General features: G+C 51.9%; 16 protein-coding genes. All 16 read right to left on the bottom strand.

Features of this window, described 5'->3' with window-relative positions; all coding sequences use genetic code 11:
• Positions 1-52: 52 nt before the first annotated feature.
• The 16 genes from M8013_RS20835 to M8013_RS20760 all read right to left on the bottom strand — a co-directional run bounded on the left by M8013_RS20835 (position 53) and on the right by M8013_RS20760 (position 11,364).
• On the bottom strand, positions 53-646 hold the full coding sequence (locus M8013_RS20835; RefSeq protein ID WP_271269674.1) for a tail assembly protein: 594 nt from the start codon (positions 644-646) through the stop codon (positions 53-55).
• Positions 647-698: 52 nt separating this feature from the next.
• Positions 699-1,118 (bottom strand): hypothetical protein, encoded by a 420-nt coding sequence (locus tag M8013_RS20830; protein WP_271269673.1) that lies wholly within the window; start codon positions 1,116-1,118, stop codon positions 699-701.
• Between the two features lie 31 nt (positions 1,119-1,149).
• Positions 1,150-1,860: a C40 family peptidase gene (locus M8013_RS20825; protein ID WP_271269672.1), complete on the bottom strand. Its 711-nt coding sequence runs from the start codon at positions 1,858-1,860 to the stop codon at positions 1,150-1,152.
• Position 1,861: 1 nt separating this feature from the next.
• On the bottom strand, positions 1,862-2,617 hold the full coding sequence (locus tag M8013_RS20820; RefSeq protein ID WP_271269671.1) for a phage minor tail protein L: 756 nt from the start codon (positions 2,615-2,617) through the stop codon (positions 1,862-1,864).
• Positions 2,614-2,952, bottom strand: a complete 339-nt coding sequence (locus M8013_RS20815; protein WP_271269670.1) for a phage tail protein — start codon at positions 2,950-2,952, stop codon at positions 2,614-2,616. Before M8013_RS20815 ends, M8013_RS20820 begins: the two co-directional genes overlap by 4 nt.
• A gap of 2 nt (positions 2,953-2,954) precedes the next feature.
• Positions 2,955-6,287 carry a phage tail tape measure protein gene (locus tag M8013_RS20810; protein WP_271269669.1) on the bottom strand — a complete coding sequence of 1,111 codons (3,333 nt, stop codon included), beginning with the start codon at positions 6,285-6,287 and terminating at the stop codon, positions 2,955-2,957.
• A 33-nt stretch (positions 6,288-6,320) separates the two neighbouring features.
• Positions 6,321-6,581: a phage tail assembly protein T gene (locus M8013_RS20805; protein WP_271269668.1), complete on the bottom strand. Its 261-nt coding sequence runs from the start codon at positions 6,579-6,581 to the stop codon at positions 6,321-6,323.
• A gap of 23 nt (positions 6,582-6,604) precedes the next feature.
• Positions 6,605-7,006 (bottom strand): phage tail assembly chaperone, encoded by a 402-nt coding sequence (locus tag M8013_RS20800; RefSeq protein ID WP_271269667.1) that lies wholly within the window; start codon positions 7,004-7,006, stop codon positions 6,605-6,607.
• Between the two features lie 73 nt (positions 7,007-7,079).
• Positions 7,080-7,550: a phage tail tube protein gene (locus tag M8013_RS20795; protein WP_271269666.1), complete on the bottom strand. Its 471-nt coding sequence runs from the start codon at positions 7,548-7,550 to the stop codon at positions 7,080-7,082.
• Positions 7,551-7,603: 53 nt separating this feature from the next.
• Complete coding sequence (locus M8013_RS20790) at positions 7,604-7,951, bottom strand: gp17 family tail completion protein (protein WP_271269665.1); 348 nt, start codon at positions 7,949-7,951, stop codon at positions 7,604-7,606.
• Positions 7,948-8,397, bottom strand: a complete 450-nt coding sequence (locus M8013_RS20785) for an HK97-gp10 family putative phage morphogenesis protein (protein ID WP_271269664.1) — start codon at positions 8,395-8,397, stop codon at positions 7,948-7,950. The genes M8013_RS20790 and M8013_RS20785 overlap by 4 nt, the downstream gene beginning before the upstream one ends.
• Positions 8,394-8,732, bottom strand: coding sequence for a phage head closure protein (locus M8013_RS20780; protein WP_271269663.1), 339 nt, complete (start codon positions 8,730-8,732; stop codon positions 8,394-8,396). The genes M8013_RS20785 and M8013_RS20780 overlap by 4 nt, the downstream gene beginning before the upstream one ends.
• Before the next feature lie 8 nt (positions 8,733-8,740).
• Complete coding sequence (locus tag M8013_RS20775) at positions 8,741-9,067, bottom strand: head-tail connector protein (RefSeq protein WP_271269662.1); 327 nt, start codon at positions 9,065-9,067, stop codon at positions 8,741-8,743.
• Positions 9,067-9,246, bottom strand: a complete 180-nt coding sequence (locus M8013_RS20770; protein WP_271269661.1) for a hypothetical protein — start codon at positions 9,244-9,246, stop codon at positions 9,067-9,069. The genes M8013_RS20775 and M8013_RS20770 overlap by 1 nt, the downstream gene beginning before the upstream one ends.
• Positions 9,247-9,294: 48 nt before the next feature.
• Complete coding sequence (locus M8013_RS20765; RefSeq protein WP_271269660.1) at positions 9,295-10,506, bottom strand: phage major capsid protein; 1,212 nt, start codon at positions 10,504-10,506, stop codon at positions 9,295-9,297.
• 9 nt (positions 10,507-10,515) lie between these two features.
• Positions 10,516-11,364: a head maturation protease, ClpP-related gene (locus M8013_RS20760; RefSeq protein ID WP_271269659.1), complete on the bottom strand. Its 849-nt coding sequence runs from the start codon at positions 11,362-11,364 to the stop codon at positions 10,516-10,518.
• Positions 11,365-11,367: the final 3 nt, after the last annotated feature.

Genomic DNA, 11,367 nt, shown 5'->3' with positions numbered 1-11,367 from the left:
ATTGCGCCCATAAAAAAACCACCGGAAGGTGGCCTGAATGAAAGGATTATTTTTACTGCTGATCTTCGACGTAAATTCCGGCTGAAATAATCGCCCCGCCGATTCGCCGACGCCCGTAAAGTAGCGGCACCGGATATCCCTGCGCTGCAGTGTTGGTTACTCCGCCAAATGCATAAGAGGCCCGGTTATCGGCATCCTGTTTGCTGGCTAGGCCTGTAGGTTGCGGGGACAGCATCTGAACAACCCCGCCCAAGATCATGGCAGCACCGAACTTATATCCAAATGCAGAAATCGGGTTGCCCGGCGCAAAATAACTACCGATTGCTGATGCAGCAATGATTACTGCGCCAAGAATGGTCTGCAATAAGCCAGCCTTTTTACTTCCGATGATTACTGGAACGATTCTGATAACCTCACCAGTTACCGGGAAACCGAGGTCGTCTACTCCAATATTTTTCTTCCCTTTGAAGATGGCAAAGGTAAGCCCACGTCTTTTACTGCTTATCATATAGCTTTCAAAACCAGGAATGGTTTTTGCGAGGGCGATACCAGCTTCACTTACTTTAGAGATCAACCTATGATGGATTTTACCAAATATTTTCCCCAATGGCCCACCGAGTTCAATTTGAGACAAAACCTCTGTCATATTTTACCCCCATCAAAAAACCTGCCTGAGCAGGTTTTTATTTATAAAATATCTATTTTAAGGTGGTCGGTCTTATATCAAAATCTCCACCTTCATCAATGAAAACTCGCACATACTTATTTTCTCCCTCACCTAAGTTTATGTAGCGCTCTTGTCTTGCTTCATTTGCACCACACAAACCCCTCCCATCCAAGGCAGCACCTACAGCATGTTCACCCCTAGGTAAATAAAACCTTACTTTTTCTTTTGGTTCTAACTTCGCAGACAACTGGCCATCGATATAAACGGATGCAAAACATCCACCACCTATAAATCCGCTATCTCTGACTACAGTAATAGACTGGGTGCTATCCATTTGCTGAAATTTAAAAACTCTGTCAGATGGCGCAAATGAAGCTTGGCTTGGAGGGGTTACACTTGTTGAACAACCAATTATTCCCAACACTGCAAAAAATAAAAATAATTTTCTCATATCCTTACTCCCTCAGAATGTTAGGGGAAGGTTAGCATAGGTCCTTATAACGTAGAACCTTCATCGTCCGTTCCTGCCAGTAGCCACCATAAGGCACGCGCTGGCTCAGATGACCATACAGGTGGTGCAGCAACATATTGCCCTCCAGCAGGATACCGGCGTGATTCCACTTATTAGCCTGAACCTGCATGATCACCATATCACCAGGCTGCGGTGCGCCGTCGAACTCCCGGAACCCGCATTCGTACCAGCATTCCTGATAGAAGTTATCGGGATGTTCGTCCTCCCACCAGGGGTAATCCACCCTGTAGTCATGCAGCTCGATCCCGTGCGCCTGCCGGAAATAGCTCATCACCAGCCCCCAGCAATCGTACACGCCCAGGACGAAAGGCCGCTCAATGAGAGGGATCTCTCCACGCGGCATAATGGTCCGCAAATCACCTTCCGGCCAGCTGACGATGTGCCAGGGCAGCCCGTTCAGGTCACACATGGCCTTATCCGTTTCGCTAGGCTGGGTGGTTGCATCGGGGTGGCTGTGAACGATAGCGGTCACCGGCCCCCATTCCTCAGCGGCGGCGTAGTCCTCGGGGCAAAGGACAAAGTTGTCCTCTGGAGTCACGGCCAGATTACGGCAGGAAAAATATCGCTCTACCCGGCTCTTCTGCGCGACCACGCCACAGCACTCGCGCGGATACTCATCCGCAGCGTGTGCCATGATGGCCGTGACGGTCTTTTTGCGCATATCAACTCCTTATGAGGGAAGTGCCTACGAACCCGCCGTGTGACAGTTCGTTATTTTCCCCGAATCGAAGTTTGCAGGCGGTCAAAGTACCGTTGCATTCGTCAAGGGAAGGATCACTGACCGGTTTGTTGTTTTTGTCGAAATAGCGCGTTCCTGCATAATCGCAACCATCGCCGGTACGGTATTTGTTACGAATGCACCAGGTGCACAAAGAATGGAGCTGGCGCGTCGGTATCATCAGACCCTGCAGATCCATCGGACTGGAAAGCGTGAACACAACCACCTCGTTGGTTTCACTGCTCTTTGAATCGATATAGAAAACCTTCAGCTTTTCCTGTGTCGGATCGGCCGTCGTATTGCCGCCAGTGAAGTTTTTCGCATCGAGATATTTACCCAGCGTGTCGTGGATAGTTACCTTCGCCTGCAGCATATCGTCATAAGCCAGGCACAGCGCCGTGATGGAGCTGTCGAGGTTGGCTACTGATAATTTGGGTTGTGCGCTGCTCCCACTGGTGGAGGCCTCGATCCCCTCAATCTGACAGGGCCACGCTTTATACTCCTGCCCCTGCCACCATAATGATTTTGCTGGCAGTTTATTTTCTACCCTGCCAGCAGCGGTTATTTCCGCTTCAGTGTGTGCGAGGCTGTAACTGTGAAACCGCAACACCTCACCTGTACCAAAAGCTGTGCCATCAACTTCGAACAGCCTGACCTCATCGCCGGGTTCGAGCTTCTGATAATCTGCGTTAAGACTCATGGTCGGAATGCCTGTATGAATGTTGCTTCAAGGTTGAATTTCCCGGCACCCAGGCCGGTAGGCTTATAGGTTTCACAGCGATAAAGCCCCAGCGCCTCCAGCGGCGGCTTCCATTGAAACGCCTTAGTGCCGCCGTGCCTGTCGAGAAACGTTTTAATGACTGCGATATAAGACTCATTCCCTGTGAAATTAAGCGTCCATTGCTGACTTCTCGGGTTTAACCCGTCACCTGATACCTGCTCATATCCATCACCAAACTTCGCTTTCCTGGTCCTGAACGTCGTATCAGCTTCAGCGTTAATGCGCGGGCACCATGAAAAAGTTTCGATAGCCATTTTTATCGGGTTCCTTTCATTGCGTTCCAGATGTCACCACCTGGGCTGATATCTCGCATGACGTTCTGCTTATATCGCTGATCAACAAATCGGCCAACATCTGCACCGAATTGCTCCAGGCCCGCTGAGGTGGTGGTTGACGTGTTGCCGTTGCCGTCGATGGTGATATAGACCTGCGGCGCGGAAGATACAGACTGGCTGCCACCAGCACCGACTGCACGAACACCAAGAGAACCATCAGGTGCGCGGGTAAGCGGCATGATTGCTTCCGGTCCAGCCTCGCCCATAATCCCGGCCCCGCCTTTTGCAAAAGCGAACATGGTCGGATTTCTGACGATCCCGTTGCTGAAAGCACTCAGTGATGGCGAGTCGTAAACACCGCCCTTTGCATTGAACTGTAAGTTAGCGCCATAGCTGGAAACAGCCGTACCCGTACTTGCTGCAGCACCAGACCCGCCACCAAAGAAGCTGCCGACACTGCCGACAAGAGAGCCAAAGATGCCCGAACCTGATGAAACGCGACCCATTGCGCTTACGACAGCCATCTGCAGAGCTACCTTTTCGATAATCTGCAGAACGGAAATCCCCCAGGAGCGCCAGCTGACTTTGTTACCTTCCAGCATTGAGGTTACGTTACTAAAGGCACTGTCCATTGTGGTTTTAACGCCATCAGAGACGGTACCGGATACGTCGCTGATTTCATCGAACCAGTTTGCGTACCCGCGTGAAACCCCAGACATCCAGTCAGCCTCGGCTGCTGAAATGGCCTTATATTTTTTGTCCAGAGCATCAAGCGCCGCACCACGCTGGGCGAATGCTTCGGTGCCTCTGTCGGTTTTGACAAAAACACGATTGATCTGCTGTGTCTCATCGAACTGACTGCGCTGGCGAGTGCTCATGCCCGATGTTTCCGTCGTAAGCGTCGCCTCATCACGGAATTTTCTCGCTGCATCAGTCAGATCCCTGAGAGCATCTGCCTGTTCGTGCTGCTTCCTGACATTATCGTCTGCGCGCTGAGTCCATTTAGCCAGTTCTTCAGCAGAGGCTCTGATCGCCTTGCGCTGTTCATCTGTCCATTTTGCGCCTGTCTGGTTTGCTGCTGCATAAAGGTCAGCAGCTTTCTCACCCTCATTAGCCCGGACCTTCTGAACATCAACAGCTACACTTAAATCGTCAATTTTACGACTGTATTCCTCGGCAATACGGGCTGCCGAATGCTCTGCTTTCTCCTGTTCTTTTGTTGCGCTGCTGTTTGCTTTCTTCGCCTCAGCAAGCTTCTGATTCTGAAGATACTCTTCCTCAATGGCTTTACGGTACTGTCCGGCATACGTTGCGTTTTCAGGTCCTGTGCGGCCCATTTTCTGCAGGTCAAACTCAGCCTGTCGGCGCGCCTTCGCTAACCCCGTAAGACCTGCCAGTTCGGCATTCTGTTGTTTGGTAAGTAGAGCGTCCTGATCCTTATCATTCACCTCTGCCTGAGATACCCTGAAAGGTGCTGCAACAGACATACCCTCTCGCGATGAAAGCAGTCCATTCCCGACAGAAAGTAATCGGTTCAACTCAGAATGCTGTACGTTCATCAATAAAAGGGATTGATAAGCAACGTTCTGCTCAGATGCCTGCTGTCTGATTAGCGCTACCCTTCGCCCTTCCAGCCCAGCGAGCACATCCTGAATGTCCTGTGACCTTGCCTGCATCTGAGAAAGTCTTTCCTGCTCAACGGCAAGCGATGACAGAGAGGACTCAAGCCCCTTCGCGGCATCGTCAAGGCTCATCAGATTGTTAATCATGAAACCGCCGACCGTCGGCCCCGGTTTTGCCAGCATCTGCTGATAGGCAGAAACTTCACTTTGAAGTTTACGGACTCTGCCTGATTGTTCGGCGATAAGACGATTTTGCTCTGCAAGTGATTGACGGGTTTTATCTTCACTGTCGGATGCCTGCGACAAGGACATACCTGACGCAGCCGCTTTAACCTCATTTAAGGTGTCGATATACGCTCTGGCCGATTCGCGGGCTTGCTCCTGCCGCTGATGCATAACAAACCATGCGCTCGCACCTAACATGACCAGGCCGGGTATACCTCCGATAAGACCAAGCGCGCCACCCATTAACCGGGAACCTGCTGAAGTAACATTATTCAGGTTTGTTTGTGCAGTCGTTCTGGCTGAAATGTTTCGCGTTAATACAGAATGGGCTGCTGTAAGTCTTTTCTCAGCGGCAGCCTGCGCATCCGTACCGCGCGCTGCTGCAAGTGCCTGCTGTGCCCGATAAACCGCTGCTCTGGCTCTGGCGGTAGAGATTTGAGTCCCCCGGACCTGAGCCTGTGCAAGGGCGGCTTCATTTTTCGCAGCTGTGATTAGCCCCGCGCTGGAAGAAATAGCTCCGCTGGCTATATTTCCCATGTAACGAGCAAGACCCACCGCCACCAGTGCGCCCGCAGCAGTGGCTACTGAGTCAATATTTTTTGCGACGCTATCCATCACGCCAGAAATACCGGATGTGGCCCCGGTGGCCTGGTTCGCACCGCCCACCCATTCCATGAAAGCATTGGAAATTCGGGTTGAGGCTGCACTTACGCTGTTTGGCATTGAGGCAAACTCACTTTTCAGTTTGCCCAACTGGCTGATCAAGGCCGGTACAATTTTGTCTGTGGTCAACTGTCCCGCGTCAGCCATTCCCTTAAGGTCTTTTTGCGCAACGCCCATGCCGTCAGACAGGGCTTTCATAACTCGCTGACCTGACTGAGCCACAGAGTTAAAGTCCTGGCCTCGCAGCACACCACGCCCTAAAGCCTGAGATAGCTGCACGATCATTGAAGAGGTTTCTTCTGCTGACGCGCCGGAAACCTGCAAGCCGTTGGCAAGCGCATCGGTCAGTTTCAGAATGTCCTGGGTACCAAATCCCCACTCTCTTAATGAGCTTGATGCTCTACTGAAAAGCGCAGCATTATCGGCTAACGCGGAGCCGGTGCGCTGGCTGATATCCATTAATCCACGCTGCGCGATTGCGAAATCCTGGGCGTCTGTCGTTGCCAGTTTAACCCTGGCTGAAAGTGAGTTGTAACCGTCGGCCATTCTTATCAGGTTATCGGTAGCAAACGCCCCGGCAAATGCACCCGCCATTCCAAGCGCTGACGTTCTGACTGTTGCCAGTTGGGCATTCAAATCAGAAAGAGAGCGGCTTGTTTCACGCGTGGCGGCGGCCGACCTTCTCCCTCCCTGTTCCATGATGCGGTAATAATCAGACCCCATGCGAGAAGCGCGGGCAATTTCAGACTGAAAAGACTGCGAATTAGCTGAAATTTTGATGATAAGTTCGCGCAGCGTTGCCATATTTCACCCATATACACCCGCCTGCGCGGGAGACTAAATACCAGACATCCACTCTTCGAGGCCGCTGATTTCTTCCTCTTCGGTATTGCCCCATTTCAGCAAGAGATCGCTGAGTGTTACTTTCCCGCCCTGAGCATTGAAAATAGCGGTAGATACCTGCGCTGCCTGCACATCACCGCGCCAGTCCCCGATTGGGCTCAGTCGGTCATAGGCAATCCACATCTTCAGCTCGCGCGCTGTGATGGTTTCACAAATTTCGTGGAAGGTTTTTCCGAGGCGAAGGGCTAAAGTCATCAGGAAGAAAGTCAGCGGCTCTTTTACTTTGCTTCCGCAACTTCCTGAGTAATACCGAGGCCAAGGGCCTGAGAAAGAAGACGTGAATGAACAGGGCCGTAGATTTTCATCACAGTATCTTCATCCGCATCACTGAAAACACGCTCACCTTTGTCATCCAGCAGGACATCAATGAACATAATGACGTCCGCTTTTTTGTTGCGTACATACGCTTCAGCCTGAGTTAGCTTTGGCGCTTCTTCGCCTTCAGGAACATCAGGAGTCATGATCTCGCGAAAACGCAGCCAGGCTTCACCTGATGGCTCCCGCAGCATGACTTTTTCGCCGTTCCACTCAGGAACTGGAATGATCTTTGAACGAAAACCTGATGATGGGGCGAGCGCTAAATCGCGCAGGGAAACTGATGATGGTTGAATTTTGGACATTTCATAATCTCTACGCAGTAAGCTAACTGAGCCAGATATCTGGCTCACTAAAAAGAAAAGCGGCCAGAGCCGCTTATGAACCAGATGCGACGATGCGCTTCGGCTTTCCACGTACACGCAGCGAGTAAGTTGCGCCAACGACGGAGGAGGTGGCCGCAGACCACGAACTCTGGCGAACCTCCACCAGCACATAAAAGCCATTGCCCGACGGGAACACGACACGCAACGCGCGCAGCTCATCGTTTTCATAGGCAGTCTGCAGTGCTTCCTGCGAGGCTTCATCGCCAACCCAGTTACGGGTGATGCTCATTTCTGCTGGCGCTGCAAGCCCGTTGGTTTGCTCCTGCTCGGTTGAGCAGAGCGTGGTGACGTCGATATCACCCTTCTGGCCACCAGTGAAGGTAATCTCTTTCGTTGCGCAGGCCGCTTCCAGCCAGGTGACACCGACGCCCGGGAAGGCGGAAGAAGTAAAATCTACGGCGGTTACGGGTGCACTGGAGACGGCAAAGGTCATCCCCTTCGTGACTTCATACTTACTGGTCATGATTTCTCCAGATAAAAAAAAACCGCCGGAGCGGTCTGTGAGGGTGAGTGAGGCTAAACGGTTAACTGAAATTCAAGCGTTGCCCTGTGATAGCGCAGGTCGGTTTCATATCCTGGCGTTTTGACTATGCTTTCCGGTTTCAGCATCTGTACAGCATCCAGTGCCATATCTCTGATCGTGCGCGCTTCGGTAATGGCACTGGAATAGACATCCACCTGGACCGATACGACAGACTCTGCCTGTCCGCAAAGAACGTCTGCAGCCACATTGGTGATGATCGAGAAAATCACCCATGGCGGCGCGATTGAAGGCTGCCCATCGCTGCCGAGAGGTGCAACGTATGGGTAAACCTTGCCGCCAGCCAGTGATGCCAGTAGCGGATAGAGATCGTCTTCGGTCATTTGCTTAACGCCTCGTCAATGGCCTGGTTCATGCGCCGAATAGCCGCCTCTGTGGCCTGCTCTTGCCGCACGTCAAATGCCGGACGCACGAAGGGGTGAGGCGGCATGTTGGCGGTTCCCATCTCAACGAAACGCCAGTAAAAAGCGTTGCGCGGGTTCTTCGCTTTCATGGTGGTATCGCTGTTCCCGGTGCGGGGGTTAACACCACGGATATGGACGCCGGAAGCAATCTCACCACGGCGACGGCTTTTCTGTGTCACCACCACTACGTTTTTCTTCATCTTCCCGCTGCGCACCGGCGCACGGACAACTACCTCTTTTTTGAGTACTTCAGCACCAGAACGAGTAGCATCACGCAAAACCTTGTTATTTTCAGCGCGACTGAGAACTTCAAGATCTTTCGCGATATCGGCCAGCCCGGAAAAATCGAGGCGCGTTCCAATCATTTTTCAGCCCCCTGCTTACAGAGAATTTCGAGTTGTACACCCTTAGGGTCTGGTATAGGTGGACCAACAATGTTCAGCACAGCACCTTTTAAGGGTCCAGTATCAACTCTTAACCTTGAGGCGGCTGTTATATCTCGACGGAACCGGGTCCATACTCTGATAGTTGCCTGAGAAGTTTCAGCACCAGCAGCAACCAACTCCCGACCACTGATTCCCTTTACTTCTGCCCATATCGTCGTACCGTTATTCCATGCCTCTACCGGCTGGCCTGATGTATCTCGCGTAGTAGTAAAGTTCTGGACAGTAACCCTATCTCTGAGTCTTCCGGCCTGCATAAACCCTCCTAGACTCCATAGATACGGTAAGGCTGCAATAGAGCTTCTACAGCGAAGGGGACAGCTGAAGTTATATTGTTGATATTCACAGCCTCCCGATTTGCGTACCAGTGACCGATAAGCAACAACATGGCCGCTTTCACGTCCTCACCAAGCTGGATCGAATCTTCATTCTCTGCATAGCCAGAACTTTCCGTAGTCTCATAAAGCGTTCGTCGGGTCCAGGTCTCGACATATCGAGCAGCCGCGCCGGTGTATATATTCAGCAGGGAATCATCACCAGTAAAGTCGGTATCAATGCGGCAGTGCTGTTTCACCACATCAAGTTCGATCATTACTTTTTCGCCTTCTTATCTGCTTTCACTTCAGGCTGTTCAGGATTCTCATTTTCGTCGAGCTTTGCATAACCTTTTTGAATCAGCTCGCGGCCACGCTGTTCAAGCGCCTCGAATGAAACTTCTTCAGTAACGACAACGCCTCCGATATAAATCGGTTTTAGTGCAATCAGTTTCATTATTGCTTCCTCAAAAAAGCGGCCCGAAGGCCGCTGATTTTTTTACTATCAGCTACCAGCGCCGACCGAGAACGCGCCATAAATGAACGCTTCGGGACGTTTAACAGCCAGGGCCAAACGCTCTTCGCAACGGATTGAGATCATGTTTTTCTCGAAGTCGTCGGCGTTCTCGGTAGAAATTACTACGTTGGCGTCTTCACGATCGAAAAGTTGGGCCGCAGCATTGAATGCACCAGTCAGGAACTTGCCCTGGAAAGCGGCGGCTTCGGTCGCAACAACCGGAAGACCCCAGAGCGTCGGACCGGTAAGCGCTGCTGGATTCGCCAGGATGTAACGACCCAGGCTGTCTTTGGTGAGTTCAATTTTCGCCCAGTCGATGAAGTGCAGGACGTGACCAGACGCCGGGAAGCGAGCCAGCTGAGCCTGAAGCATTGCAAGACGCAGATCATCAATCCCGTTCTGGCTTTCAACAGTGAACGCAGGATCAAAAGCAGATGCCTGAGGCACAATGCCATGCAGATGAACACCAGTGCCGTCGCCAAACAGGATTTCCTGTTCTTCCACATATTTCAGGCCATAACGCATTTCAGCGTCAACTGTGGACTGGAGCTGTGCGAAGTCGTCCAGAATTTGCTTGGATGCTTTGAACATGTGAGCAATCGTAGTAACTGGCGTGATTTTAGTGGCGAACTCAATACCGCTATATGGCTTGGTTGTACCTTCTGCCACTACTTTTGCAGCATTGGTAAAGCCCGTTTGCTGCACCCAGAAAATAGCCGGTGAAGATGTGCGGCCAGGCGCGATCAGGTCGCGGATGAAGAGACGCTGTTTTGGAGCGGTGTCGATACCGGGCAGGCGCTGTGGTTCAACCACTCCATCAGCAACATCAGTAGAAAGCAAAGCAGCGTGGACGGGGACGCTTACGCGCTTGTTGCCCTCAACACTCGCAGCAAAGGCTTTCAACGCCTCGCTATTAATCACCACCTGACCAACGGTCTCAGCCACTTTTGCCGCATTGTTCAGTGGCATCTGGGCAACATGTTGCTCCAGCTCACCTACCGCAGCTTTAAGCGTTTTTTCTGCATCACGAAGAGCATTGAACTCAGAGGCCATTTTATCAACCGCAGCCTTTGTTTCTTCAGAGAGCTTGCCGGACTTCTGCGCTTCTTTCAGTGCGTCCTCTGCTTTAGCATTGAATTTGCTGGTAGCGTCTTCAATGCTGGCGGTAACTTTTTTCAGAATTTCGTTTACTTCAGACATAAATGATCCTTATTTGACTAACGCCGCCAGGGCGCTTTCAAGTGAATTGAGGGTTTCAGGTTTGATATCTTCGGCAGCGCCCGGCGTGCCATCGTTGGTGGTGACAGCGCCAGGCATGCCACCAGATAAGGCTTTAATGAGTTTTCGGCGCTCAGAGCGCGGGGTATTTGTTTTAGCCAGAAGCGCGTCGAGTTTGCGAAGCGCTGCTGCAGGCGATTCATCTCCATCACTGACCGCATCTGCCGAAAGCATGCTGTCAGCAAACCCCTTCGCTACGGCATCACTGCCACCGATATAACTTTCGGCATCCATCAGTCTCTGAACATCGGTCATATCAAGGCCGGAACGCGCCGCGTAGATGTCAGCCATTGCGTTATCGAATGGCTCCAGTGACTGAGCCAGTAGGGTAAAGTCATGGCGATTGCCCATCGCGTAAACCCAGCAGTTATGGATCATCAGGAAGGCACCACGACCAATCTGAATATCATCCCCGGCCATCGCGATGATTGAGGCGGCACTGGCGGCTATTCCAAGAACCTTAACCGTCACGCGGCCTTCGTATTCGCGAAGAAGGTTGTAAATTGCCAGGCCTTCGAACATGTCACCGCCCGGGGAGTTAATATTCACAGTGACATCAGAGCCATTCATCGCCCGAAGAGCCCCGGCAATACGCTTGGCCGTCACCCCTTCACCCCAGTAGTCCTGTCCGATAACATCAAATACAGAAATGCTGTTGTCGTCGGCGGATGCTGCTTTGATACCTCCATCCCAGCGATCCAGGGCGGAAGGTAAAGTTTCACAGGTAACTCGCGCGCAGGGGCGACCCGCCGGTGCTGCCGGTAGTTGTTTTTTACTCATCAG

Source organism: Silvania confinis (genome assembly GCF_025564085.1).
GTDB classification, from domain to species: Bacteria; Pseudomonadota; Gammaproteobacteria; order Enterobacterales; family Enterobacteriaceae; genus Enterobacter; species Enterobacter confinis.
Note: the sequence above shows the minus strand (reverse complement) of the source record. Positions and strands in the feature narration are given on the sequence as shown.